26 protein-coding genes are annotated in these 25,772 nt (G+C 34.9%); 5 read left to right on the top strand and 21 right to left on the bottom strand.

Annotated features, from left to right (window positions below; genetic code table 11):
- Positions 1–328: 328 nt before the first annotated feature.
- The 6 genes from PYV58_RS07685 to PYV58_RS07660 form a co-directional block, all read right to left on the bottom strand.
- Positions 329–862, bottom strand: coding sequence for an ATP/GTP-binding protein (locus PYV58_RS07685; protein ID WP_004724559.1), 534 nt, complete (start codon positions 860–862; stop codon positions 329–331).
- Between the two features lie 135 nt (positions 863–997).
- Entirely contained in the window at positions 998–1,939 is a 942-nt protein-coding gene (locus tag PYV58_RS07680; RefSeq protein WP_034611755.1) for a hypothetical protein, read from the bottom strand.
- A gap of 609 nt (positions 1,940–2,548) precedes the next feature.
- A complete protein-coding gene (locus PYV58_RS07675; RefSeq protein ID WP_034611757.1) occupies positions 2,549–3,190 on the bottom strand; it encodes a TonB family protein in 642 nt (213 codons plus the stop codon).
- A 116-nt stretch (positions 3,191–3,306) separates the two neighbouring features.
- Positions 3,307–3,666, bottom strand: a complete 360-nt coding sequence (locus tag PYV58_RS07670; RefSeq protein ID WP_034611759.1) for a hypothetical protein — start codon at positions 3,664–3,666, stop codon at positions 3,307–3,309.
- Positions 3,667–3,828: 162 nt separating this feature from the next.
- Positions 3,829–4,110 (bottom strand): hypothetical protein, encoded by a 282-nt coding sequence (locus PYV58_RS07665; RefSeq protein WP_034611761.1) that lies wholly within the window; start codon positions 4,108–4,110, stop codon positions 3,829–3,831.
- A gap of 142 nt (positions 4,111–4,252) precedes the next feature.
- A complete protein-coding gene (locus PYV58_RS07660) occupies positions 4,253–5,038 on the bottom strand; it encodes a hypothetical protein (RefSeq protein WP_034611763.1) in 786 nt (261 codons plus the stop codon).
- Between the two features lie 1,484 nt (positions 5,039–6,522).
- On the opposite strand from PYV58_RS07660, the gene PYV58_RS07655 reads away from it, so the two are divergent.
- From PYV58_RS07655 to PYV58_RS07635, 5 genes are all read left to right on the top strand, one after another.
- Complete coding sequence (locus PYV58_RS07655) at positions 6,523–7,746, top strand: tyrosine-type recombinase/integrase (protein WP_275059793.1); 1,224 nt, start codon at positions 6,523–6,525, stop codon at positions 7,744–7,746.
- Positions 7,743–8,462 (top strand): hypothetical protein, encoded by a 720-nt coding sequence (locus PYV58_RS07650; RefSeq protein ID WP_275059792.1) that lies wholly within the window; start codon positions 7,743–7,745, stop codon positions 8,460–8,462. The genes PYV58_RS07655 and PYV58_RS07650 overlap by 4 nt, the downstream gene beginning before the upstream one ends.
- Before the next feature lie 148 nt (positions 8,463–8,610).
- Positions 8,611–9,897 (top strand): Y-family DNA polymerase, encoded by a 1,287-nt coding sequence (locus tag PYV58_RS07645; RefSeq protein WP_275059791.1) that lies wholly within the window; start codon positions 8,611–8,613, stop codon positions 9,895–9,897.
- Between the two features lie 37 nt (positions 9,898–9,934).
- Positions 9,935–10,723 carry a hypothetical protein gene (locus PYV58_RS07640; protein ID WP_275059790.1) on the top strand — a complete coding sequence of 263 codons (789 nt, stop codon included), beginning with the start codon at positions 9,935–9,937 and terminating at the stop codon, positions 10,721–10,723.
- A gap of 370 nt (positions 10,724–11,093) precedes the next feature.
- Positions 11,094–11,399 carry a hypothetical protein gene (locus PYV58_RS07635; RefSeq protein WP_275059789.1) on the top strand — a complete coding sequence of 102 codons (306 nt, stop codon included), beginning with the start codon at positions 11,094–11,096 and terminating at the stop codon, positions 11,397–11,399.
- A 61-nt stretch (positions 11,400–11,460) separates the two neighbouring features.
- Here the strand turns inward: PYV58_RS07635 and PYV58_RS07630 are convergent, their stop codons facing one another.
- From PYV58_RS07630 to PYV58_RS07560, 15 genes are all read right to left on the bottom strand, one after another.
- A complete protein-coding gene (locus PYV58_RS07630; RefSeq protein ID WP_275059788.1) occupies positions 11,461–11,964 on the bottom strand; it encodes a hypothetical protein in 504 nt (167 codons plus the stop codon).
- Complete coding sequence (locus tag PYV58_RS07625) at positions 11,961–12,467, bottom strand: lysozyme (RefSeq protein ID WP_275059787.1); 507 nt, start codon at positions 12,465–12,467, stop codon at positions 11,961–11,963. Before PYV58_RS07625 ends, PYV58_RS07630 begins: the two co-directional genes overlap by 4 nt.
- Complete coding sequence (locus tag PYV58_RS07620) at positions 12,451–12,714, bottom strand: holin (protein ID WP_275059786.1); 264 nt, start codon at positions 12,712–12,714, stop codon at positions 12,451–12,453. Before PYV58_RS07620 ends, PYV58_RS07625 begins: the two co-directional genes overlap by 17 nt.
- 60 nt (positions 12,715–12,774) lie before the next feature.
- Positions 12,775–13,005, bottom strand: coding sequence for a hypothetical protein (locus PYV58_RS07615; RefSeq protein WP_275059785.1), 231 nt, complete (start codon positions 13,003–13,005; stop codon positions 12,775–12,777).
- On the bottom strand, positions 12,998–15,007 hold the full coding sequence (locus PYV58_RS07610; protein WP_275059784.1) for a hypothetical protein: 2,010 nt from the start codon (positions 15,005–15,007) through the stop codon (positions 12,998–13,000). Before PYV58_RS07610 ends, PYV58_RS07615 begins: the two co-directional genes overlap by 8 nt.
- A gap of 16 nt (positions 15,008–15,023) precedes the next feature.
- A complete protein-coding gene (locus PYV58_RS07605; RefSeq protein WP_275059783.1) occupies positions 15,024–15,425 on the bottom strand; it encodes a hypothetical protein in 402 nt (133 codons plus the stop codon).
- Positions 15,422–15,781: a carboxypeptidase regulatory-like domain-containing protein gene (locus PYV58_RS07600; protein ID WP_275059782.1), complete on the bottom strand. Its 360-nt coding sequence runs from the start codon at positions 15,779–15,781 to the stop codon at positions 15,422–15,424. The genes PYV58_RS07605 and PYV58_RS07600 overlap by 4 nt, the downstream gene beginning before the upstream one ends.
- Positions 15,774–16,985, bottom strand: coding sequence for a hypothetical protein (locus PYV58_RS07595; protein ID WP_275059781.1), 1,212 nt, complete (start codon positions 16,983–16,985; stop codon positions 15,774–15,776). Before PYV58_RS07595 ends, PYV58_RS07600 begins: the two co-directional genes overlap by 8 nt.
- 48 nt (positions 16,986–17,033) lie before the next feature.
- Positions 17,034–18,650, bottom strand: coding sequence for a hypothetical protein (locus PYV58_RS07590; RefSeq protein WP_275059780.1), 1,617 nt, complete (start codon positions 18,648–18,650; stop codon positions 17,034–17,036).
- Positions 18,651–18,661: 11 nt separating this feature from the next.
- On the bottom strand, positions 18,662–20,626 hold the full coding sequence (locus PYV58_RS07585; RefSeq protein ID WP_275059779.1) for a hypothetical protein: 1,965 nt from the start codon (positions 20,624–20,626) through the stop codon (positions 18,662–18,664).
- On the bottom strand, positions 20,616–21,029 hold the full coding sequence (locus PYV58_RS07580; protein WP_034614464.1) for a hypothetical protein: 414 nt from the start codon (positions 21,027–21,029) through the stop codon (positions 20,616–20,618). The genes PYV58_RS07585 and PYV58_RS07580 overlap by 11 nt, the downstream gene beginning before the upstream one ends.
- Before the next feature lie 3 nt (positions 21,030–21,032).
- Positions 21,033–24,146, bottom strand: coding sequence for a tape measure protein (locus tag PYV58_RS07575; RefSeq protein ID WP_275059778.1), 3,114 nt, complete (start codon positions 24,144–24,146; stop codon positions 21,033–21,035).
- 163 nt (positions 24,147–24,309) lie between these two features.
- Positions 24,310–24,861 carry a hypothetical protein gene (locus PYV58_RS07570; protein WP_275059777.1) on the bottom strand — a complete coding sequence of 184 codons (552 nt, stop codon included), beginning with the start codon at positions 24,859–24,861 and terminating at the stop codon, positions 24,310–24,312.
- Positions 24,862–24,863: 2 nt separating this feature from the next.
- Positions 24,864–25,148: a hypothetical protein gene (locus tag PYV58_RS07565; protein WP_275059776.1), complete on the bottom strand. Its 285-nt coding sequence runs from the start codon at positions 25,146–25,148 to the stop codon at positions 24,864–24,866.
- A gap of 59 nt (positions 25,149–25,207) precedes the next feature.
- The gene (locus PYV58_RS07560) at positions 25,208–25,762 is read right to left on the bottom strand and encodes a hypothetical protein (protein WP_275059775.1); all 555 of its coding nucleotides are present in this window, start codon (positions 25,760–25,762) and stop codon (positions 25,208–25,210) included.
- Positions 25,763–25,772 lie beyond the last annotated feature (10 nt).

Below are 25,772 nucleotides of genomic sequence, written 5' to 3'. Positions count from 1 at the left end.
AGAAAATAAGCTTAGCAACAATTAAATTCCATCTATTATACTGAGTGCAAATAGAATTGCACCATATTCAAACACACTTCTCGTTTTAAAATTATTACGCACAATTTTAACGCACTATTTTTGTGCAAACTGAATAAAATGTTTTATCTTGGTGCTTATATTACGCGAACAACACTTTTTATCGACTATTTTTTAAGATGATGGCAATTTTTTATTTCAAAAGCATTAAAATAAGGCGTATTCAGTATGTATACGCCTTTAACATTGTTCTATACAGCCTTTAATAAAGTAATTTGATTTTATAATTTACGATCTCCTATATCGACAATTAGCCAAATTCGACTTCGGCTCTTGCAATAAGTGCTTCAACCATGATCAATACATCATCTTTTTTTCTGGCGTCTACTGCAAAAATTGGCATGGTCAATTGATTTAACTGCATCCAATCTTTATACGGTTTTAATAGGTGCTGCGGATTTTCATCTATATGGGTCACACCAACCACAATATTGTTGAGATGTTCTTTAAAACTTTGAAAATAAAATTTTAAATCTTCAAGTGCATCTTTTTGCGTATGGTCAATCAACACCACCGCGCCGATTGCACCTTTACATATCACTGACCAAACAAAATCAAAGCGATCCTGCCCTGGCGTACCATATAATCCAACAATAACGCCTTCATCTAATTTGATTTCACCATAGTCAATCCCGACAGTGGTCAATGCCTTACTGTGCGCTTGCTCATCTGTATTTTGTGCTTCTGTAGATAAGACTGAAATTTCAGATAATGATTTGATTGCTTCTGTTTTACCAGCACCCATTTTACCGCCAAAAACAATTTTATACTTTTGTAAGATCACATCATCACCTATTTTTTAAACTTATCACTGCATCATATAAACTGGATATAGATTTGCTTATCGTGTCAGTTTAAACAAACTTGATTTAAGGGTTAATTTTTACAAGCCTTATTTGATTTGTATGTTTTTAGACACTTAAAGCCCTAATTTTTTCCTTAACTTACCAAAAAACCCACGTAAAATGCCTGAAGATTGTTTTTCCTCAGTATGCAGTTTTGCATCTTCAAGCGCTATTTTTTTTAGTGAATTGGTCAACACACCAATTGAAACAAATTTAGCGACTTGTTCTTTGCTATAGCCTGTTTTCTGAGCCACTTGGGAAACACTTGCTCCCAATTCAAAACACGCTGCAATTTTAAAAACCATTTGCCGTTCATTTTGATGATTCGGTTGTGGCCAATCTAGCAGTTTATAACAATCGTTAGAACTGATTGGAATATTGACATCATCTGAATACCACAATAAATTCCACACCCAAGATCTAAGTTCTATACCTTGAAAAGTACTCACAGACTGTGCCATTTGCATAGTTGCATAAGTAAAATTTAAAGAAACATCCGTCCCTTGTACTTTTCGTAGCGGATCTATCCAAACTTGTTGTGTGCGAATATTAACTAATGCGATGTTGCCTTTTGAGTCGAATACTTGAACATTGCCATTTCGCTCATTAAAAAGCTCAGGAACCACCTTGGTTAAATCGGCTTTTTTAGAAATCTGATTGACAATATTGACGGTTTTATCACTGACAGGTACATGTAAATAGCGATCTTTAAACCATTTTCGAATTTCATCTGAGGGTGAAAAAGGTAAATATAATTTATCTCCTTCTATTTGCCCTGATTTTTCATTCTTATTGACCAGACGTAAATAAGGGACTTTTTTGACACCGACCAAATTTTGAATTGTTGGTGAACTAAAAAACATATCATTCACAAGAAGAATATCTAAATGAGGGTCAGCAATATTCGCCCAACTTACTTGAAGTGAGTCATCATACATAGATCGTATTTTCTGCTTAATTGCATCGAGCACATTTAAACTCAAACCGAATATAGCGATTTTTATTTCTTCTTTCATTTAGCCCCCATGGCCCCATATAGAGTGTGAACAGTTTATCATTTTTATTTAGAAATAAAATACAAAACACTATATTTGCTGTAAAAATTTTGTACAAATTTAATATACTATTAAGCGTATAAAATACAAGAATAGTTATTAAAAAAAATCTCAAGTAAAATTTAACCCAGATAACACAAATAAAATATGTTATTAAATTTCAACAATTTAATTTAAAATCAAGCTAAGCAAGTGATATTTTAGCTGAGTAATAATGCCAATCAATTTTAATAAAACTAAATGTTTTATTAAAAAATATTAATAACATTTGTATATTAATATCGATAACATGAATAAATTTGTTTTCATTTGATCAATTAATCTTATATTGCTATGCATCCCAATTGATTTTTTTAGCGTGTATTGCTTTGCGCTAGCTATAAAGTTGCTAATAAAATTAGTTTTTTTATTTATTCCCCCTTATGTTTCTATTATTTTATTTGACTTAATATTAGAAAACTATCAAAAATTTTAAAAATTAACTAATGGCAATTGTTGAGGATTTAGAATATAAAAAACCACTCGGGAGAGTGGGTTTCGTTTTACTAAATTTTGCAGAAAAGAAACAGTCTACCCTTCATTAGCAGAATCTAAAGAAAAATAAAATTCCTTTTTATTTTTAATTGGATAAGGTTTGCCGTTAATATTTAATGGTTGAAAGCTTGCTTTTTCTCGAAATTCATTTAATACGTAATTATCTAATTTAGTTAATCCACTACTTTTAGTAATCTCTGCTTTGGTAAGTTTCCCATGGTCATCAGCTTCTGAGTAGATTGTTATTGATCTATTTTCCCCCTCCAAATCTGATTTTTTTACAGCGATTCTTGGTTCATAGTTGAATTTAGCTTCTCTTGAAACATTAAATTGAAAAGGTTGCTTTGCACGAGCAGGATAATTGGTTTTCTCTTCTCCTTCATTCCAAACTCGTAATTTAGACATTTGAACAGCCCTTAATACTTTATGATCTAATTCTTCCAATCCACTACTTTTAAACACTTCAGCGTGTTCAACCCTGCCACTCGCGTCAGTTTTAAATGAGATTACAACATTCCTGTCATAGCCTTCTAATAATTCATTTTTAAACGAAACTTTTGGTGCTCTCATCCACCTAGCTAAAGTTGTATCATTTGTAATTTTTTGCCCTTCTTGAGCTTGAACATTCGATCCAAGACAAAATAAAAATGCAATTAAAATTATATTTAAAATTTTCATATAAAGTTCACTTAAACTAGTGTTTTATAAATAGATAAAATTTAACATTTTAGGTGGTGTAAAACCACTGGCTTAGAATGTTACATAATTGTCAATGCACTAATGCATTTCGATGCTTATGAACATAAAGTTTTTAGAATTAACCCAGCACCCGAATCAGGCTTTGGAGTATACGTTTTATTATTCATTTTACTATTTTGGAAAACTACTTCTTCATTTGCACGAATAATTAATTCTTTATTTTTAAGAGTTTTATTTGAACAATCTACTTCAACGTTCATAGTCGAGTTTATCAAATCATTATCTTCATTTTTTATCACCCTAGTCCATGCCAATTTTTTTTGACTAGATATAGATTTAACTGAGTCTATATCTACTTGTACTGAACTCCCCTCTTTATTCTCAACCTCTATCCAGTTAGCTCCAAAACAAAAATTTGAAATCAATAAACCAGAAATTAAAATTATTCTTTTCATGGGATGCCCCTAAATTAATGAGATTAAGATACTAATAATTTAGATAAAAAGGAACCAGTCTAAGAAGAATGCACAAAAACCGTCTATGCAAAAAGCTATTCCAGTGCTTATGATTATACTGTTTTAAGAATATCTCAGGCATTCTGGTTTAAGTTTTCCAGTTCAAATACCGCCAACTTTATTTTTTTGAATCCAAATCAATCCTCCAGCAGAAAATATAAAACAAAGCCCTGCGATGTAAAAAAAGGAATTGATTCTATTATTTTGATCTTTGGATACATATTGAACTGTGCCATGGCTATCTAAGGGTACAGAATATATTTTATCTGGCAATTCTCTTCCCTTTGAATGGTAATTTTCAAACAAATCAAGACTATAAAACAAGCTAGATATACTAGAAAGTAACAAAAATCCTGTAGAGAGATATATTATTAGTTTTTTCATACCTATCCTAAATTATAAATTTAGACCAAGATACTAATAATAGGGTTAAAAAGAAACCTCCTGAGGGAGGTTTGGCTATACATTTAATTGTGATTTTTCAAACTGTGTATATTGTACTGAGCGATCATATCCAGCAACTATCTTAATCTAAAACAAATACTTCCAATGATTCTACATAGGGTAAAATGATATAATCATGAACTAAAAAATGTTCTTTCAACTGTGTACTCATAGTTTGATTAAAACTATAAATTTTATCCAACTCTTTAAATAGTTCATCTAAACTACTTGCTGTAAACTTTGGTGTTTTAATAAAGAATAATAAACTTGCACCTAACCCAATGTACTCTAAGCCAAAATTTTTATCTAAAAATTGAATTAAGCTAAAAGACTCAAATGGATTGAGATCGCAACTAAAATAGCCATTTAGCTGTGCTGCAAACTTTTGAGTTTCAGTTGTATTCCTTAATACTTTTACCTCTACACATTCATCCAAAATTTTCTCAGGATGCATATTAATCTGCATTAAAGTAGAGAGATCTTGATGGCTATAACTGAATTTTCCATGCAAGTCACGAATACTTACATGATTCTCTGGCTTTAAGAGTTGTTCAATATGATACTGAACTCCAAAAGGTAAAGCATTCTCATAACTGGCATCTTCGTTTTCACCTTCTTCAATATATTCTGATACATCAAAGTAAAGCCCATCACCCATAGAAGCATGCATCGAAGTATAGTTACATTGTCCAATATCTTCTAACAGCAATAAAACTTTTTTGGGAGCAATTTTCTCTTTTAGTTCTACATACTGATTCAGGACTTCTTCCCAAGATTTAATATCACAAATTTTTGCAAAGCAAATCAACTCTTGAGCCTCATCTGTTAAATGAGCATTTTTTTTATTTTCGATGTGAAGTCTTGTCATACTGATTTCTTAAAAGTTGTTCTCATTGAAAGAATTATGTCATAAAAAACTTTCATCTTATTTAATTTAGCCTATTTTTCCCAATGTCCTCAACTTCAAATATACACGCTCTATTGTTCAATCTAACAAAATGGAGAATAGAAGGCTTTCGAAGTATAGACCGAGATGCTTAGTCCAAATAAAAACAATAATATTCAGAGCCTGAATAAATCGGTTACAATTGCTTAATTTCCATTGATATCACCTATTAAAAGTTCTCTCGAAGGAAGTTTGGATTTAATAAAATGAGTAAAATTATTGTTCAAGCCCAAATTAATATAATTTGATTTAATCCTGACGAAAAATTTGGATCGCCCGCCCTCATATCCTTTAGCTTTATTGTCGTGCAATGAGCATACTTTTTACTCTACACTCATAATTCTTATATAAAGAATTCCAAAAATAAAACAAAAATCCCGACTAATTCGCGCCTCTTAAATCTTCAATACAACTCTCCTCTTTTTCTTCCTTGTTACGTGCATCAACAGGATTCTTAACGCATTTACAATAATCGTAATACTTTCTCTTATCCAGCTCTTTGGGTGGGTCTATGCCCTGGCATTCAGTTAGTACTGTCCCTAGTCTATGAAATTCTTTACTTTCTTTATTTTCTGAGGGAATACTAGGTTTATAGATAATTATGAGTAGTGACACTATTATTGCTAAGAAAAATATATATTTCATCCAATAAATAGCCTCCCTAACCCAAAATATGTAAATCTGTTTATAAAGCAAACTTTGATATTAAATCAAGACTTGCTTAATTTAATCATCCTTCGCAGTTTGCCATTTGTAAGGTTCAACATCTAAAGTCAACTGCCGTTGCTTATTAATATTAGAGTTAATCTGCCCCCCATTTAATCTGAAGCAATTAAGTACACCCGATATGCTGTAGCTTGTCTAAGCAATGCAAAAGCCAATGATTTTTAACTGAACTAACTACAAATCACTTGAAAAAATGTATGGTCAATATATTGAAGACTGGGCGGATATGGCCAGAAAAAATTTTACTCTGAAATTAAGTAAGGAAATATCAAACAACGGAATCGAATTTCCGAAAAAGATGTGTTCTAGTATAAGTCCTATGTAAAGCAAAAAGTGGAAGAATTTAAACAAGAATCTGATATCATAGCCTGCACCTAGCAGGCTTTTTTTATTTTGTGCTGTAACTAGGTACTTTTTTCAAAACGGGTAACCTAACGGGTATCCAAAACCACTAAACAAAATAAATTGATAAATTTCTATAGGTTAGTATCAACATGCTTCTAATGATCGAAAAGAAGCAATTTCATAAAATACTATTAAATAGAATAAAAATAACAATTTAATCAAAATGTTAAAGAGCTCCATCCTATAAAATAGCATTAAATAGGTCTAAGTGACATTAATAGGGTTTGTGAGTAAGATAGTGAGTAACAGCTATTTTAATAAAGTTACTCACAAGCATGCTAAGTGATACTAAAATCAAGCAATTAAAAGCCAAAGATAAAATGTATAGAGTCGCAGACCACTCCGGTTTGTGCTTGGAAGTGCGTACGAATGGCTCTAAATTGTGGCGTTATAGATTTCGATTTCTTGGCAAGGCATCTATGTTGAGTTTGGGGGAATACCCTGTTGTAACTCTTGCCCAAGCTAGACAAAAAGTAAATGAACAAAAAGCTTTGCTTGATAAAAATATTGATCCTTCAAAATATAAACTAGAAGAAAAAGAAAGGGCCAAACTTGCAGCTGAATCCACCTTTAAAGAAATTGCATTAGAATGGTATAGCACCAAAGAAAGCAAAAGATCAGAGTCGTTTAGACGCGATGTTGAAAAAGCTTTTGAAAGAGACCTATTCCCTGCCTTTGGACATAAAAGTATTCGATCTATTACGCCTTATGATGTTCTGAAAATGCAAAAGGACACTATCGCACGTATAAGCAAACAGATGAATCATGGCACTGGTGAAACAACTGCAATTAGAAATAGACAGTATGTGAACTCAATTTTTAATTACGCGATAGCTAATTTAAGGTGTGAAGATAATCCAGCTATATCTCTTGGACAAACTGTCGAAAAACCACCTAAACAAACTGCTCAGCCTTTATCTATGGAAGATCGTGCAAAGTTTAATGCTGCATTATCTAAATCAAAAAGCACAGAGATGGTTAAAAACTCAATTCGATTACTTATGTACTCGATGTTGAGATCTATTGAAATATGTCGTTTAAGATGGGATTGGGTTGATTTTGAAAAGGAATTAATAGTTATCCCACCGGCATCTAGAGATCAACTTCTTGCAGGTGAGCGAAATATTAAGATGAACCGTCAACACTTGGTTCCCTTAAGTAGACAGATGATTGAGATTCTTAAAAACCAAAAAATCCAATCTAACGATGAATATGTGTTTTGTTCGGTTTTTAATAAGTCTAAAGTAATGAACAAAAGTACAATTAATCAGGCCTTAAAAACAATGGGCTTGAATTGCACAGCTCACGACTTCCGCGCCACAGCATCCACTATTTTGCATGAAAAAAATTACAGTTCAGAATGGATTGAAATGCAACTTGCTCATGTCGATAAAAACATTGTACGTGGTACTTATAATCATGCTCAAAACTTAGATGAAAGAAGAAAAATGATTCAAGATTGGGCGAATATTGTAGATAGTTGGAAAGATTTAAAATGAAAAAAGACCCTATTGAATTGGCAGTGTATATTGTCACTGGATTATTTTTAGCATATCTGATTTATATATGTTTTATCGCAGAACCTGATCAGCTCTTATTTGGAAATGTGTTTATCAAAACAGATCCTATTGATTTTGGAGGATTCGGAAGCTTATTAGCTGGAATATTTTCTCCACTTGCGTTTTTATGGCTAATCCTTAATTTCAAATTGCAAGCTAAAGGCCTTAAAGTATCTCAAGATCAATTGCAACTATTGTTGGATGAGAGAGATAATAAGAGAAAAGCATTAAGGGTTATATTTGATAACCCAAAGTGCTCAGTTTCAAAGATTAGCCAAATTCATCCTACTGATGAAAATAGTATTTTTTTTGACATCAAACTTATAGCGCCATGTGATCTTATGCAGGTTCACCTTTCAGAACTTAACGAGCTTTCCAAATTTAATTTCTCATATAGATTAAATAAAAATTCAACAACCCTATCAACATCAAAAAAAGATATTAAAAATCAATCAAATATGTTAATAAAAATTAGATTTGATAAAACAAAATTACCTATTGAGGGATACCTGGAGCTTGAGGATAAGATTAAAATTAATTATTTGGATAGTGAGGGTTATCCGCAATTTTCTGAGTTCAATATTTATATTATTATTAACTTAAACAAACCAATTGACTCCCTGATAGCTGCAAGGCAATTATTCTCGTATGTTTAAGTAATACTTTGCTGGTTAATATTAATCATCAAATAAGCATAAACAAAACGTCTTATTCTGACGCACCCCTGATTATCCACAGTTTATAAATTTGAATTTAAATTACTAGAAAATTATCATGAATTTGATTATGTAACGATATCAAGTCATGAAAGAAAGGATTATCGCGCTCATCGACATTAATAATTGCTATGTGTCGTGTGAGCGCTTGTTTCAGCCCAAGTTAAACAATAGGCCAGTCATTGTACTCAGTAATAATGATGGCTGTGCTGTTGCTCGTTCCCAAGAGGCAAAAGACTTAGGCATAAAAATGGGTGTTCCCCTGTTTCAGATCAAAGACATAGTTGAGAAGCACAATGTAGTTGTTCTATCAAGCAACTATGCAGTCTATGAAGAAATGTCACATAGATTCACTGCAACCATAAAATCATTTGTCAGTGAAAAAGATGTTGAAGTTTATTCGATTGATGAAACGTTTGTTGAGCTTACAAGCTATGCAAATCAAGATTTAAATGTACTTGTAGGAAAAATCAAAGATGCCCTTTTGATGTGGCTTGGCTTGCCTGTATGTGTTGGTATTGGTAGATCAAAGACAGAAGCAAAAATGGCAAATCATATTGCTAAAAAGAATAAACACTTTCAAGGAATCTGCAATTTAGTTGAAATGGATCCATGTTCTAAAGAGGGATTATTTCAAAATATAGATGTTGGTGAGATTTGGGGAGTCGGTCGAAAACATTGTAAAAAGCTTTATTCACTGAATATCAAGACTGTTTTTGATTTAGCTATCGCAGATCCAGCATTTATACAAAGCCAGTTTTCTGTTGTGATAAAAAGGACTGTTTTAGAGCTACAAGGTACAGCATGTATTGAATTAGAAGAAGTTGCACCTGATAAAAAGCAAATTGTTAGTTCAAGATCGTTCGGGCAGCGTGTGACAGATAAAGATGCTCTGTCTGAAGCTATGAGTTGTTATATTCAAGCTGCAGTTAAAAAATTGAGACGACAAAATGGATTGACTGGATGCGTTATAGCTTTTGCACATTCAAACCCATTTGATACTAAGCAGCCTTTCTATAAAGCTTCAGTGAGTGTTTCATTTCCTGAGCCAACTGATAGCGCAGCGGTAATCATTAAACACATCCTTAGACAAATGGATCAAGTATATAAAGAAGGTGTGGATTTCAAAAAGTGTGGTGTGATTCTGACTTGTATTGAATCGAAGTCTAGATATATACCCGATCTCCTTGCAGATTATGATGCTATTCAAAGGAATGACAATCTTCAAACTGCGCTTGAACAAGTAAATGAGAAGTTCAGCAAGAAACTAGCTATTGGCCCATGTTTGCTGAGAGATCGTAAGTGGAGTATGAACAGAGAAAAATTGACACAGAATTATTTTTCGTGGGATGGGTTGTTGACTGTAAGTGATTAATTTAAAATTAATAAACTATCTTTAAAATGTATAAAATATGAAAAAAGAAACCTTCCTATCAATATTGCTTTGGGGAATAGTGGCTTATTCGGTCGCAGTTTTGAGCTATTTCACACTAAAAGTAATGTTCAAACATGATTCTTCATTTATTTCAGCATTTGGAGCTATTCTTTCAGCTAGCGGAACTTTTTTTGCAGCATATATAGCAACTAAACTTTATAATAACTGGCGAGATGAAAAGAGATATGATTTGGAAAGCAAATACTTGGCAAGTATTATTCAAAATCTAAGCCCAATATTCTTACAACTTATGAATATTAAGAACGATGCCCATCAACTTGGTGATGTTGAAAATTTTGCCATCCTGAAAACCACTTATTTATATCATAATCAATTTAATATGTATGATAGTATAATTGGTCTGTATCCAGACATTAGGCTTTATTGCGATATAACAAATGATGACTCACTAATTGATTTTTATAATAAATTTGATAAAAAATGCTACATATTAGAAGATTTTTATGTGGAATTATTTTCCAAAAAATATCAAAAATATTATTATAAATATCTCAATGAGGTATATCCTAGTGCAGGGCGTGATTTTAAAATTGATGCTAATAATGCATATATGCAAAATCTTAGCGACGAAACCAAAAAAAATATTGAAGATATCTTAAACTTTCTCACACGAAGTGACCTTGTTGCAAAAACTAATAATGTTGAAGAAAAAGTTAGCTTTAATGACTGGCTAGAACAAACTATTGAGTTGTATAATGAAATCCACAAATATTGTGCTAAAAATATACAACCAAATGATTATTAGTTTCTTTCCTGTATTATTTATTTGGAAAATTCCCCTCAAATAAGTGCTTTATTCTTCGCTTCATTCAAAGCGCTACACTCATTGTATTTTGCAACTGTATCAATAATCCAAAGAGTAATTTCTTTGCCTTGCCCTGATTCCAATTTGAGGAGTTTAGGGCAAGGTGGCATTATGATAAAAAAAATATTTAAATTTTCCAATAAGTTGTATTAAGATAACTTTAGAAAAGTTTAACTTATAAGTAATTCTATTTAAAACTAATGATAAGAGAAATCTATTGAGAAACTATTATCACCACATAAAGTCTCAGTCTAGACTGTATCAAGTGATAGTCTATGGTTGTATTGCGCTCATCTCCATTAACTTCTTTATGAATGTATGGGGCTATAACGCTATACTAAAATATAAATTAAATAATCCTAAAAATATCATTGAAAGTTGTGCATATTTTAGAGGGGAAAGTAAATCTAAAAATGGTTCAGGTTACTACCTTAATGTTGATAACTATATTTATGATACCCAAAGAATTCGTCATAAAGCTTTTCCATCTGGTTTAACATGGCGTGACTTTTATGAATCTTTAGATAAGCAGCCATCTAAGTGCCATAAGATAAAATATGTACAACTTGATTCTATCTTATCGAAAAAGATTTTTATTTATGACTATCAAAAGTAGTTATAAACTATTAATTTAAGGGTACTATTTAATATGTAATGGGGATTATGCGAATTCGCCCTCACTCAGAGGGCCACTCCTCCCTCAATCTTTCTGCATCAGCTGCGTGTCCATCAGCTTTTTCTGCCACTGTTCGATATTCAGTGATGCACTTTTCGAATAAGTCATTGCTGGTATCGACGTATTCAATGATGGTTTCTTTGGAAGCGCTGGACAAGCGACTGCTTGCAATTTTGAGCTGCTTTGACAAGCTGTTAGCGCTGGAATTAGCAAGGCGACTATCAAACTCAATTTTTTTAATTTTGGCATTATAGTTTTGCTCCGCTTTTAACTTTTGTTCAAACCATCGTTTCTCTTTGATTGCGGCTAAGGCTTTGGCTTGTTCTGCCAGTGCTTTAGCTTCAGCAACATCGGTTTTGTATTTTGCATCTAGCAATGTAAATTCACTTTTAAAATGATTTACACGCCATGATTGAATGCCTAACGCAGTTATGACCAACAATAAAAAAACCGCCATTGCGATAATGACGGTTTCATAGAACTTTGCCAAAAATGCCTGCATCATTGCACCCCCATACACTTGTTATATCGATCTTGTTGGCGTGTCCAAACGCCATAGCAACGGTTGGAACGAATAGAGCAATCACGCTTTGCAACGTATTTGTATTTCAGCAATGATGAACAGGCTTGCTTATACTGCCCTGCTTTAAGATTTCTAAGCATTGATGAGCCATTCCAATTTGCTTGACCATAGTTGTAAACGAAGTCTAAGTACACGTCATATTCAGTTTGAGTGAGTTTTACGCCTGATAATGACTTGCGAAATGCTACTTCGTCTTTAGCTATGTGAGATTTGGCAATTTGAACAGCACGTTCCTTTGTAATGGGCTTATCAGTCATTTTGACTTTAGTGCCATTTTCGTACTGAGTAGAACCGATACCGATCGTTGCCACTTTAGCACTATCTAAATATGGCTTTGACTTGTACCCCTCATAGCCAATTAAAGATGTAAAAAAAAGCGCTGATGCACTTAATGTTGTTACTATGATTTTAGTCTTGTTTGACATCAATCTTCCCCTTGATTTGAAGTGATGCGATATAGGCCTTGTGCTCTAGTTCGTCGCGTTTATCTTTCTTACGCGCGTAATACCAGTTCATGATTAAGCCTGCAATCGCAATCAAAATACTGAACCAAAACGCTATATCCAATGAGGCGAACCAAGCTAGAGCACCGCCAGCACTGCCGCTATATGTGATAACTTTGCCAGCTACCACACCAGTTGAAGCCTCTACAATTTGTTGATTATCTGCCATTGATACCCCCTATTTTTGGCAATAAAAAAGCACCCGGTTGGGTGCCCATATATAGATAATTCAAACTTCTATCTGTACCACAGTGCCCTGCGGTGCAGATCTTTTGATTTCATTATTTGAGATAAATACTCGATCACCCGTCTTGTATTCAACAGAACTGGTGCACATCACTAGACCTGAATTGTCAGAAACCAAGACTTTGTAATTTGGGTGATTTGATGAGGTGATTACACCTACAAATTCTGGTGTTTTAGGCATCAAATCCATTAATCGTTTTAGTGCATTACTCATTGACTGTGCGCTCCACCTTAATTGATTGGCTCACAACAGCATAATTAAATGAAACACTTACTGCATCAACTGTGCCCCACCACTCACCATTAAATGCCAAGATTTCACCCGGTACACACTCACCAATTTCACGAGTAATTGGAAAATCAAAATCATGAGATTCAACATTGCTTGATTTGGCTAGTTTAGATTTACCAAATCCCCCCATGCTTACAGCATTGAATAAAGGATTACTTACAGGCTCTAATAAAATATCACCAGCAGTGTTGCGTCTGCGGATCTGACCAACATTGCCATTTCTAGGATTTGTTAATGTGATTGCATTAAAATCCAGCAACTCATCAAAACTATCGCCATGTTGAATCACAATGCTTTCGGGTAAATTTCGATCATAGTCATCTAAATTTAGAGTATCCCAAAAAGTCTTTTTATAAAGTGGTCTGATTGAAAGTGTATTACTTCCCTTTTCACTATATACAAAGCCACCCCCAGCTTCAGCAATAAGCTTAATCGCATCAATTGGCGCAAGATTTGTATAGCTCAAGCTTTCGGTTTCAACAATCCAGCCAAGCTCATCAATAAGCTGCCAATTCAATGCAGTCTCACTGTTCACTCGATCTAATTCAGCTTGAACAAGTTGCACTGAAGTTCGCTCATTTTCTTGTAAATAAGAGCGTACAGGTGAATATTTACTTTCAAGAAGTGCTGTTTGACTTCGTCCAGTTAAATTGTATGTAATATCAGCAAACTTTTGAGATTTTGAATATTCTTCATACATCATCATGTGAATATTCCCATTCACATTAATTTTCAATACATCTCCTTTTTCAAGTTTTGTCATTTCAGGCTCTGTAACTGTCAGGCTGTATGACCAACACCATCGACTACGATCAGTGCTGTAAGAGCCATTAAGCACCTTAATTTCTTCATTTGTACGTGTATTAACAATCGATACTTCATTCACGATATACCACCAATTTTTATTAACAATTGAGGGAATACATTCATCAACACCAAAATTTAATATGAGATTGTAAGCATCAAAATCAGTGCAAGCACAAACAAAATTAAAATCTGTATCACCCTCAAACTGCGGTTTTTCAGGTTCTGGCCAAGGTGTAATAGAGTGTTTTCTATAATGTACTGGCTTGGCTTTATCCCAAGCAAAGTCACAAGTCGTAACTAGCTCCAAGCCTTTATCCCAATCGATTTGATATTGCCTTTCAAAGTGCTGTGCGACTTCAAAATTATAAGTAAACTGCTTACGTTTACGAACCAATTCAACCCAATCTATAGACCGTTGAACATGTAATTTATTGGACTCATTAAAAACCAAAGATTTCGTTATTTTGATTCGTTGATTATCTTGCCAAGCAATACATGAATCTGATTTCAATCCTGTAGATTCTTCAATGATCAACTTAATAGAATGGCTTAGACTTGATGCTTGATCGTGTTTAATCTTTGATTCATGAATAATGATTAAACCATGATCATAAAAAAAGGCACTATTGAGCGCCTTAAGAATGGGTTTTGAAAACTTTAGTCCATTATTTCTAAAGATTTGCTTGGTCAGTTGATAATTTGCACTAAGTTCAGCAAAGACTCCTAGATTAAAATTAATATCAAATTGTGCATTTAAGCTTGGGGAGAAACTTGTATTAAAGTCAGCCTCAATTGTGCAGAACTGATCAATTCTAGTGGCTTCAATTATTGCAATAAAACTTGATGAAACTTCACACACCAGCTGACTAAACTGGCCTTGAAGCACTTCAATTTCAGCATTAAAGCCCGTCTGCAATTCGGCATCAAGAAGATTTAAAGTGAAGCTCTCAGCAAAAATTTCTGAATTAAATGCTGTGCAAATTTCAGCAATTAATGAGACTACTTGTATCTCGTCTAAACCAAAATTTAAAACAAGATTATGAGCATCAACGCTCTGAAGTTCATCTTTAAAATTAAGGTTGGTTTGCAGTGGATCAGGTGGCGTATAGTTTGGCACATCTACACCCCTTTTATTATTGAAGTGTTGGTTTTAAAACAATGGAATTGAGCATTAATGTTGAGCCAGCCACCAAAGTTGGATTGTTTAAAGTGATATGAGAACCCACTTCAAAATCAGCAACCGCTTTGCCTGCAGCTGAAAATAAACGAGCAAAAATAGCAGTACCGTTTCTCAGCACGATTGCTGCATCAGTTTGTTGTAGTTCAATGCTGTCTGCATTTAATTTCTTAAAACATGGCTTGGGCAATGTCATTGTAACCAGACGCTTTGATTCATCAGCTTCTATAGTGGTGTTTGCTGGCTTAGTACTACTATAAAAAACAAAGGTAGCATTTTCGCTACCTTGATCAATATAGTTTGTCAGAGCTTGAAGTTGCGTAAGCCCAGCTTCAATTGATGGTATTACTGCACTCATTTCGCTTTTACTCCATCAGCAATTACCGCGTTATACTCTCGCTTAGGATCAAATGCAGTTATAAAGCATTCAAGTCCGACAGCTAGGTTTCTAAAAGTATATGATCCGTCTGACTTAGATAAGGTGGTCCATAAAAGCTGTTTATTACTTCGCTTAAATACACAAACCTCTACACCTGGATAAATCACATTTAGCTTTTTAGTTGTCCCCTTGATTTGCCCGAAGCCTTGATCTGAATTTAAAAACAACATTATAAGTTTTGGTTGTTTAACTACTCGATAACCGAGTTGTTTCAACTTTTGATAATTAGGGATGTACCCTCCATAAAAACATCGTAATATTCTAATGTTAGACAATTTTGATCTCCTCAATAGGAGCAGCAAAGTAATTATTAACTCCATTACCACCCGCCATGCCACACAAGTAAATTTTTGTGCTCAAATCAATTTCTGAGATTAATGCTGGCAGAGTGTCCTTTGAAGGTGCATTTGTATTTTTAGTATAGACAACATATGCCCCACCAGATACGACTCCTAAATTTTGTCCTGTTCCAACATCGTAAACGAAAATATTTTTTGCAGTTGAAGTATTAAATGTATCAATTGATTCGGGTAAAAAACTTGAAATCGCATTGTCTGTAATACCCAATATTTGGCTTGTATAGTCAATTGCTCCAAACTCCCTCAAAGCAACCTTGAATTTTCCAAGATATGCTGCTCCTCGAGCACCCTCGTTCTGCCCATCACCAGCATTAGAACTTGTTAGGGGCTGTGAACTTATTTCCCCTATAACAATGTGAGAATTTAGCGAACTATAACCAATATTGAATACGGGCAAGATTGCATTAAATCTATTCACATATCCCCCAACACCAATTTTTCCAGACATAATAAAATGATAAGGACTTCCAACCACCACCCATTTCCCATAAGTGGAAAAACCCTGAGTATAGGTAAAATCATTTGCTGCACTGGAAGCTGCACCACCAAACTCAAGAGCGAATGGGGCTGATGCTGTATTTAGGCTTACATAATCCTGACTAGCATTTGTATCAGTAATTTTTCCAGTTGAAAGATCAGCTGTTTTACCTATAGAAATACCGATTCTATTTCTTTGGCTTAAAGCAGTCTGAAATACCACTCGCATAAAATATTCAGACTCATCCAATGCTTTGATTTTATAAATATGAATATTGGTTTGCTCGTAAACTATTTGCATACCAAGAGGCGCGACATATGTTGTAAATCCACCTGTGATATTATTTGGCGCATTATCAATGGTTAAGGTGACCGTATTACTTGTAACACTATCAATCACATATTCACCTAATATACTAGGTGAATTAATTTTAAGCACCCGGTCAGCAACATAACCATGATTTACCCCATAAGTTAAGACAACTTGATTTCCATTTACCACCACTGAAGAAACAGTTTGAGTATTGTATCCAGTGGCCAACATTTTCTTGAAGCGATCAGGAAATAAATTTTTAGAACCGGCACAAAAATCTAGGCCTACATCTGATAATTCCATAAGTTTTGTTTGAGTTTGTTTCATCATTATTGTGCCTATAAAAAAGACCGCTAATACGGTCTCTGTAGAATGTGTTTAGATAATTCGATCAATATCACCACGAAGCATGATTTGGAATTGATCGGTCAGTTCAGTTGGTTCTGATTGTTTAACAGTGCGTATTGTCCAGATCGGGTACATTGCAGAGATTGAGTTAAAGCGTAAAACATTGCTATTCGCCCAACCCGCTCCCCAACCTTCCTTTTTAATTACAAAGTATGGGACTAAAGTAATTGGATTGATTGGGGCAAAATCAGTATTTGTGCTTCCTGTACCAACCTCACCTGAATATTCACCAATACATTTGAAAGTTGTACCACTTACAAACACGATCGCCCATCGCTCTTGAATCGCACCTTTATTCGTCATTTGGATAGGATAAATTGCATCATTATAATTTGCGGAAATTACGCCACTTGATGCCTCATCTGCCCAAACATTATTCCAGGTCTGTTGAACAAACTTTTGAGTGTAACGTGCTTGCATCTCATCAATAACTAGAGCTGAGCCTACAATGGTATTTTCTGCATCATAGTGATGTGTGAGTTGCTTAGTAAATGTAAGTTGCCCATTGATCTGAACGTCACGCAATAACCCCATATCTTGATAACGATATTGAGCAGTCAAAGGTGGTGTAAGAGCATTTATCGCAAAGTCACCTGAAAGCGTAAATTTGCCATAATCATAATCAACTACATATTGATCAAATGGCACTTTAACCCCTTTTGAATCAGTCAATTCACACCAAGAAATACGAAGTTCAGGCAACTGATAAGTTTTACCTGCTACATGATCTGGCATTACATAATCTTTACTCGCACTAACAACACAAATACCCCCAATTCTAAAGATTGGTACTCTACCATCAAGCGGCAAGCGAGTTGCTGATAGACCCAATATTTCAGCATCTAAGGGAATGTAGGTATAAGCTACAGCGTTATATCGCGCAGATGATGCATCAATCCACACAGGCACATTCAGATATGTTTTAGCTAACTCTTCATATTCAAGTAGTGGGTCATACCAAGGTTTAGCCTCGATTTCAGGTCGATTCGCTACAGTGATTTCAGTTTTAGTGTAAAAATAAATCTCTACAAAACCAGTATTATAATTAATCTTTCCATGTGCCCTACTTGTTTCAATTACTCCATTTTCATTTGCTGTTAAAGTCATCTGACCAAAATCCAATGAAGAAATTACAACAGTTAAAGATTGTGGGCGAAGTGGAATGATTGGCGTTCTGAAACTGAGCTTATTAACTGGTGGTAGATCGGTTGTCGTTGTTAATGATTGAAGCACAACAGTATTGTCGATGTTTGGCGTCCACGTATCGAGTTCAACAACACCATTGCCATAATAAATCACACCAGAAGCAATACCACTATTTGTCGCTGGATCTACATTTCGATATAAAGTGCCTGTGCGATCAAGAAAAGTATCATTTCCTATTTTGAAACGGACTGATCCATTTAAAATTTGTTCATCATATCCTGAAGATAGATCAAACTTAACTTTCTCGGCAATCACATTTTCTGTCGTAGCATTCAAACCGGAAGTATCACGATATACAACTTGAACATTCACAGAGGTGTATGCCTTGAGCTCAATATCTTTATCATCAATACTGGATGTTTGTGGAGAGTAAAATGCCATATTTCCTCGCTTTAATTTGAACCAAAGACAGATGTTGTTGTATAAACCAACACGAATTCTTTTCTGGTTAATATTGGTGTAACTTCCACAAGCCCTGTTGAATAGTTAATTGAACCTTGAACTCTGGATTGGCTATCCACTAGATTTCCCAATGTTGAAGTAATGGGCACATCAGTAAGGGTTACGAAATCCGTCACTGCTTTATCTGTAGATTCGACAGGAATCTTTAGAGATATGCTATTAGGTTGGAGTGTTGAGCCTGTACCAATTGTGAAAGTTAATTTTTGACTTGTATCTGGATTAACATTCGAAACTGTTTGCGATTGGGCTGTTCCATAATTATAAGTAACAACAAAAGCAGTATTCATTTGAGGCAATTTCAAAGGAATGATTTCACCAATACCTGTTGTGTAATTAATTGAGCCTGTCGCATCTCCTGTAAATTTTCCCTGAGCATTACTGATTGCTTTTTTTGCAACACCTTCTAATAACCAATCAACTGTTACACCTGGTGCAATACTGTCTTTATCTAACTGAAATGCAAATACAGCTTTGTTGACTGGCAATCCAGAGCGTACGAAAGTAACAATTGGTGTGCCCCAAAGCAGCAGAATTGGTGAGCCAACATCAGGCAAAGCACCAGCTGTCAGTGTCCAAGATCCAGTTTCATAATTAATTCGTCCAGAACCAAACGATGTGCTCGAACCTTTTAATTGTCCAGAGCCATCATCTTTTAATTCATAGAACTTACCTTGAGCCATGTATGAAATGGATAAGCTACCCGGTGCAGGAATTGGTACTAAAACCCCTGTCCAGTTTGTGCTTTGATTATTTTGAGTAACTGGAATGGAATAGCTTTGAAAATATTGGCTAGGCGCAACAGCAGGTGTAAATGTAATAACTAATGTTGTGCTTCCAGTCCCTGCGGATGCTGACCATTGAATTAAACCACGTTGATAATCAATCGTTCCAACCTGAGCACCTTGCACATTCTTAAGCAATCCGCCTTGGTCTATAACTTGCTGACCAAATAAAGTGAATGAAACACTTGAAGGCATTACGCTGGAACCAATGTAAAGGTTTTGGCTTGTACCAATTGTTGTAGAAAAATTAGCAGAAATTGCGCCTGAATTACCTGGTACTAAAACCACACTCTCACCTGCAGCATTCACATCGACAATTGGTGATTCTGTTTGCGCTGATGGAATAAGCTGAGTAAACACATCGCCAACATTGACTGTGTATTCACCTAATTGCGCGTCTGTCTTTAGTTTTTTGGATGAATAATACAATCCTGTATCAGCAACAAGGGTGTCACGTATAATTGTTTGACTCTTTTCACCTGAATACCATTGTTTAACAGAAAGTCCAACATAATCTTGATCAAGTGGATCGCTTAATAAGTAAGTGGCAATCTTATATTCAACCTGTTTGCTATCTACAATCATGATTGCAATACGAGTTTCAACCTTAGTGATTCGCACATATTGCTCATGTTGCAGTGCTTTACCTTCATTCGATACGAGTACAATCGTATCACCCACAGATGACTCTACTTCTTGCGGAAACATAATTGCTTGAAGAGTCTTCATACCCTGATAGTGTGTATCCTGTGGGATGCCAGCCATTTGACCACCTTTAGCCAAATAATTTTCAATGCGGTTCTGCGCTGACTTGCGTTGATCTGTCCAACTCTTTGTACTAAACAATAGTGCTGATACATTTGGATCTTTCGGCAATTCAGATACGAATACCGTGGCGCCCATAAGCTTATCTGTGTCAGCAGTTGTGACAGCTGGAAAAATCTTTCTTAAAGATACATTTCCCATGGTTCGGTCTAATTCTGAAATATCATCAAAAAGATTATTACTTAAACCATCAACAATGATTTCACCATTATATTTTCCACCACCATCATCATTATCAGTAAGTCGTTCGGGCTCATAAATCACCAAATCTTTAGTTTCAATTGGCATCGCTTATCTCCAAAAATCTTAGTGTCACGTTATATTCGTCATCTTCAGAAACAGTCGGATGCTCAAGCACAGGATTTGCTTCAATTGCCTTATCTTGATGATTAAAAACAATCTTGAACGTGCGCTTGTCATGAAAATAGTTAAATTGAAGTTCAAATTTTTCTTGAAGAATTGACCAGTCTTTTAATTTGCTAACAATATGTCTTTTGAGCCATGCCATATTTTTATCTGCTGTCAAAGTAATCGGACGCCCCGATTTCTTCTTACCCTCCTGAATAATCAAGGCTCCATCTACTGCGCGATCTTGTTTCTGTTCAATTGGATTCCAATCAAATTCATCAGACCATAAAAAACCGTCAGATAGTGTGACGGTTTCTTGTGTAGATATACGTTTTAATTTCATGGTTTAACTACTCTTTTTAATTGTTTCAAGCTGTCTAAACAGTTCGTTCAGTGCGCCTTCTTGACTCGCATTTCCCGTCAAGGAAATATTCTGCCCATTAAAATTAAAACTATATTTAACTGTCTTACTTGGATCAGAATTGCTTGAAAGTGCAGTTGAAGTATTCTTCTGAGTTTCTGCATAAACATTTGGCGCTAATGATTGCATTGTTGATTGCCCTTTTCCGTCAGAATAACGCTGTAATGCCTGTTCGATGTATCTTGAACCATCATAGCCAGCTAACCCTTTCTTTCTTAGCTCTTGATATAACATGCCTGAAATATCCGTAAGCCCACCAAGACTGCGATTCTTTTGCAAAACATCTTGATCTTTTGCGAGTGCGGTACCAAAAATACTTTGAGCAATTGACTCTGCTTGAGCATCGTCATAACCCATTTTTTTAAGCTCATCACGTACATAACTCTTCGTATATGATGTACTTGAAACGGCATTTGATTTTTTGGATTTTTCCTCTTTCGTTCTGGCCTCTGCCTCAGATTTTGCACTTAAAGCCTCATTCCATGCATCAATTGAATTTTGAGCCTCTTCTCTTGCAACCGCACCCATTTCACGATAGGCAGTTGTTACACCGCTTGAAACAGTCGAAGCATGAGACGAAGCTGCTTTATTCATTTCATCATAAGACTGTACAACTGCCTTTCCTGTATCATCAACTTGAACAGATAACCCAAGTGATGCAGCTTTTGCTTGAGTATGAGCAATTACAGCTTGATCACCTGAAGCAATCGCTGCTTGAATGGTTCTTTCATAAGCTTGTCTTAAACTTTCAGCGGTCGCTTGGCCACTACTTTGAATGGTATTAAAATCTGCCAAAGCTGATTGGGCTGCAAGCTTTAACTGCTCTTTAGTTTTAATCCCCAGACGTTCAAATGCTTGCTCAACAGGATTAAGATCATCTGGTAATTTCTGAACAACTTGTCGGATGGCTTGCATTCCCATTGCGACCTGTTCAGTAGATAGCTTTCCTTGTACACCAAATTCTTGAAGTTTAGATTTTGCATAATCAATTTCAGTTTGTGACTTTGCTGTTTCTAACCATTTTACCCACGCTTGATATGTGACTTCACCAGCTTGCTTGCCCTGAACTCCCAAAGCTGTGAGATTTTTTGAGAAGTTAACAACATTTACTTCCCCAGCTTTGAACTTTTCTGAAATTCTACTCAATAGAATATCTAAATCTAGATCTAGAGCAGTAGCTGCTTTCCTTGCAACATCAGCGGAAGATTTCAAACCTGATGCAACCTCGGCTGATCGCGATTTTCGAGCTATATTTAATTCTTCTTCCTTTGTGTTTATAGCTGCCAATGCATCTTGCGCAGATTTTAAAGCATTTAAATCCCCAGTTTTTCTAGCTTCTTCAAATTGCTTTGTTAAGCTAATTCTTTCGGCAGCACTACTCTTAACAAAAGTTTGATAATCCTCCTCAGCTTTAATTGATTGTTTCTTGGCTAACTCGATAGCTTTTGCATTATCTTCAGTTGCCTTTTTTGCCTCGAGCATTGATGTAACTACAACTTTACCTGATGCCTCTAAAGTCACCATGTAACCTTTACTAATTAGATCAGCTTGCAATACACCATCCATTACGCCTTTGTTGGCTTGAATGGCTGCTTCAGCATATGTTTGAACAGCTTTTAGCTTTTCATCCTCACTTGCTTTTTTAGCTGTCGTTTCAGTTTGTTGGTCTGCTAGAATTTGATCAAGTTTCACTTTTGAAGAAGCAACAATTTCAGCATCTTTTTCTTTTTGAGTTTTAGAAATTGACTCAAGAGCTTCAATTCCTTTGGATTTAAATTCTAGCGCTCCTTCTGAAGCTTTTTGATAATAGCCTTGGGCTTTTTGAGATAATTCTTCATATTCTTTTAAAGCTGCATCTTTGTATTCACCAAAAAGAAGTTTAGATTTCCAATAGGTAAATGCAGCAGCCACATCATATACAGCACCAGCCAATAAACTAATACCAATTTTTAGCCCACTAAATCCATCACTAATAAAGCCAATTACGACATTTAATGCTTGAAATAGTTTTGTAAGACCGTTGGTTTTATCAGTTAAACCATCAACACCACTTTCGAAATCAAACACACTTGAAAGTGCCGTATTAAGTAAATCAAAGGTGACTTCAAAAGTGCTGCCTAAAACACTTCCTATGTTTTTTAATGCTTCATAAGCTGAAAGCAATGCAGTTTTTAGTGCCTCAATTGTTGCAGGGTCAATTTTCTTAAGTTGATCACCAACCCAGACAAATCCCTCCCCAATGTCATAAAGCACAACATCTAGATCTTGAATATTATCGGCAAGTATTACAAGCCACTGGGCCACGGTAGATGAAGCACCATTTGCCTGATCCATTTGACCAATTAGAATCTCCCAACTTGTAGATATTCGTTGTAAAGCATTACTAATCGTTGTTGGGAATTTATCATATGTTGCTTGCACTGATACGGATTGACTTTGAAGCGCCTTTACTACACGTTCAGAAGAAAGTTCGCCAGCTTCAGCCATCTTGCGAAGCTCACCTGTAGTTACACCTAAGCCTCTAGCTAAAGCTTCAGCTAATCCATAACCACCTTCCATGATGCTGTTAAATTCTTCACCTCGAAGAACACCACCTTGCATCGCTTGAATAAATTGAGTGACTGCACCATCTGCAGCTTCTGCTGTGCCACCACCAATCTTAATCGCCTGGGTAACCGTCTTTGTTAGTTCTAACGCTTGTTGTTGCGTCATCCCCATATCTTTACCCACAGTGTTTAAACGAGTGAATAAATCAGCTGTTGTGGTCAGATTTGAATTGGTAGCTAAAGCAACTTGATGGACACCAGCCATTGCTTGGTTAAAGTTACCACTATCTTTAGTGGCAATATTTATACGTGCTGATAAGCTTGTATATGAATCGGCAGCCTGAGCTATTCCTTGTACACTTAGTCCAACTCCCACAGCAGCCATTGCAGCAACCAATGCATTTACAGCGAACTTAGCACCATTCATTCCCTGCTGTAAGCCAGTAGTATTGGCTAACAGGTTTAAGCGAAAATCCATTGATCCTAAAGCCATATATTCCTCAACTTTTTAGCAGGCAATAAAAAACCACCCGAAGGTGGTTATTGTTTTTATGTATAAAAAACGTATCAAATAGGATAGGTAAATATACAAGTAGGTGTATTTTAAGTATTAAATTAAAATACTTAAAAAAATGGGGCACTCATCATCATTTGTGCTACTTATAACAATACTCAGTTAAGATTAAAGAATTGTTCATGTACTTTGAACTTAACTCGCTACTCATTTCTGATTTAAACTTATTGTCTCGCATAAAATCTATGAATCCATCTACGCCATAGTCAAACGACTTATAGAGGTTCTGCTTAATAGTCTCATCACAATAATTGGTAGTTTGTCTAACTTCTAAATCTCTTCGTATATTTTGTAATTCCTTAACAGGTTGAGCCAAAGCCATTCTAGGCGTAGATGCTGCGATCTTAACTGCATCAGCCCAACGTCCAGCTAAATCTGAATAGAACTTTCTACCTTCGCTAGAAATTTTTTCAGATTCAATTATCTTCTTTGCTTCATTTTGATCAATATCGATTTTTGATTGAATCTCTTTTATTTTAAGATTTAGTTCAGCTGTATATTTTTCATTCTTAATTTTTTGCTGTTGATCAACCTCAGCTTGCTTTAATCGTGCCATATCCTCTTTATTACTTTTGTTGATAAAATAACCAACAAATAAAACAATAATAATTAGAGCACCTACAAGGTATTTCACAATCAACGCTCCCAAACAATTCTAGTTATAACTCCACCAATAACTGTAAGCGTGTATCTTACGCTATCAATCGTATAGCTGTAATCTGTAGCAAAAGCTAAACGCCCGTTTGCATCTCTTGTTTTATATTCATAGGAAGATTCAGGATTACCCAGTGTTTGAATCATATTGCCTTGAGAATCACCTTTACTAACAAAACTATTTGATGATCTAACACTTTGTGCTTCAGTAGCAGCATATATATTGGTAGAAGCTAAAAATATGAAAGCTAAAAATAATTTTTTCATGATATTCCCCTCATTATTTGAACAGAATATATATTGCTTTGATGTTGTGCAATGTGAAATTACCCTTTATTCATACTATCGATATATTTGTTATATCCATTTTTGTCAGCATGATATGCAACACGCAAGCTATTCCCCACGCTTAACAATGTATTTCTTTCATTTCGCTGTGCCGCCTTAAGGTACTCTTTAAAAGCTCCAAAGCTATAATTTAAAATATCCGAATGTCTGTGCCCTTTACTAATTAAAAATTGAAATGAATCAAACCATGTGTATTTATCCTTGGTATCGTTTTTATTATTATTTTCTTGATTGAAATATGCTTGATTTACTTCGACTAGACTCTTAAATAACTCAAGTAATTCACCTTCATTTTCCAATAATTTAGGATCTAAGTCTGAGACATTTGTTGCTAAAGACGCAACCATGATCACTTGAAATTTTAGTTTTTTAAAAACATCAACAAATACTTCATCACTAAAATTATTATTGAACATAATTCTAATTGGCTCAGCAAATTCGGACCACTGATCAAAATCTTTCATCAGAACTTGTCGGATTTCAATTTCATCTTTAAATGCATATCTATTCGAAGCTAGAAAAAACTCATTCATTTTGATTACT

Source organism: Acinetobacter sp. TAC-1 (assembly GCF_029025845.1).
Classification (GTDB): domain Bacteria; phylum Pseudomonadota; class Gammaproteobacteria; order Pseudomonadales; family Moraxellaceae; genus Acinetobacter; species Acinetobacter guillouiae.
This window is presented reverse-complemented; position numbering and strand designations above follow the sequence as displayed.

What these genes read in the sequence shown, in the direction of transcription:
- PYV58_RS07680 (WP_034611755.1), bottom strand. Translation starts at nt 1,939, where the DNA reads ATGAAAGAAGAAATAAAAATCGCTATATTCGGTTTGAGTTTAAATGTG.
- PYV58_RS07675 (WP_034611757.1), bottom strand. Translation starts at nt 3,190, where the DNA reads ATGAAAATTTTAAATATAATTTTAATTGCATTTTTATTTTGTCTTGGA.
- PYV58_RS07670 (WP_034611759.1), bottom strand. Translation starts at nt 3,666, where the DNA reads ATGAAAAGAATAATTTTAATTTCTGGTTTATTGATTTCAAATTTTTGT.
- PYV58_RS07665 (WP_034611761.1), bottom strand. Translation starts at nt 4,110, where the DNA reads ATGAAAAAACTAATAATATATCTCTCTACAGGATTTTTGTTACTTTCT.
- PYV58_RS07660 (WP_034611763.1), bottom strand. Translation starts at nt 5,038, where the DNA reads ATGACAAGACTTCACATCGAAAATAAAAAAAATGCTCATTTAACAGAT.
- PYV58_RS07655 (WP_275059793.1), top strand. Translation starts at nt 6,523, where the DNA reads ATGCTAAGTGATACTAAAATCAAGCAATTAAAAGCCAAAGATAAAATG.
- PYV58_RS07650 (WP_275059792.1), top strand. Translation starts at nt 7,743, where the DNA reads ATGAAAAAAGACCCTATTGAATTGGCAGTGTATATTGTCACTGGATTA.
- PYV58_RS07645 (WP_275059791.1), top strand. Translation starts at nt 8,611, where the DNA reads ATGAAAGAAAGGATTATCGCGCTCATCGACATTAATAATTGCTATGTG.
- PYV58_RS07640 (WP_275059790.1), top strand. Translation starts at nt 9,935, where the DNA reads ATGAAAAAAGAAACCTTCCTATCAATATTGCTTTGGGGAATAGTGGCT.
- PYV58_RS07635 (WP_275059789.1), top strand. Translation starts at nt 11,094, where the DNA reads ATGAATGTATGGGGCTATAACGCTATACTAAAATATAAATTAAATAAT.
- PYV58_RS07630 (WP_275059788.1), bottom strand. Translation starts at nt 11,964, where the DNA reads ATGATGCAGGCATTTTTGGCAAAGTTCTATGAAACCGTCATTATCGCA.
- PYV58_RS07625 (WP_275059787.1), bottom strand. Translation starts at nt 12,467, where the DNA reads ATGTCAAACAAGACTAAAATCATAGTAACAACATTAAGTGCATCAGCG.
- PYV58_RS07620 (WP_275059786.1), bottom strand. Translation starts at nt 12,714, where the DNA reads ATGGCAGATAATCAACAAATTGTAGAGGCTTCAACTGGTGTGGTAGCT.
- PYV58_RS07615 (WP_275059785.1), bottom strand. Translation starts at nt 13,005, where the DNA reads ATGAGTAATGCACTAAAACGATTAATGGATTTGATGCCTAAAACACCA.
- PYV58_RS07605 (WP_275059783.1), bottom strand. Translation starts at nt 15,425, where the DNA reads ATGAGTGCAGTAATACCATCAATTGAAGCTGGGCTTACGCAACTTCAA.
- PYV58_RS07595 (WP_275059781.1), bottom strand. Translation starts at nt 16,985, where the DNA reads ATGATGAAACAAACTCAAACAAAACTTATGGAATTATCAGATGTAGGC.
- PYV58_RS07590 (WP_275059780.1), bottom strand. Translation starts at nt 18,650, where the DNA reads ATGGCATTTTACTCTCCACAAACATCCAGTATTGATGATAAAGATATT.
- PYV58_RS07585 (WP_275059779.1), bottom strand. Translation starts at nt 20,626, where the DNA reads ATGCCAATTGAAACTAAAGATTTGGTGATTTATGAGCCCGAACGACTT.
- PYV58_RS07580 (WP_034614464.1), bottom strand. Translation starts at nt 21,029, where the DNA reads ATGAAATTAAAACGTATATCTACACAAGAAACCGTCACACTATCTGAC.
- PYV58_RS07575 (WP_275059778.1), bottom strand. Translation starts at nt 24,146, where the DNA reads ATGGCTTTAGGATCAATGGATTTTCGCTTAAACCTGTTAGCCAATACT.
- PYV58_RS07565 (WP_275059776.1), bottom strand. Translation starts at nt 25,148, where the DNA reads ATGAAAAAATTATTTTTAGCTTTCATATTTTTAGCTTCTACCAATATA.
- PYV58_RS07560 (WP_275059775.1), bottom strand. Translation starts at nt 25,762, where the DNA reads ATGAATGAGTTTTTTCTAGCTTCGAATAGATATGCATTTAAAGATGAA.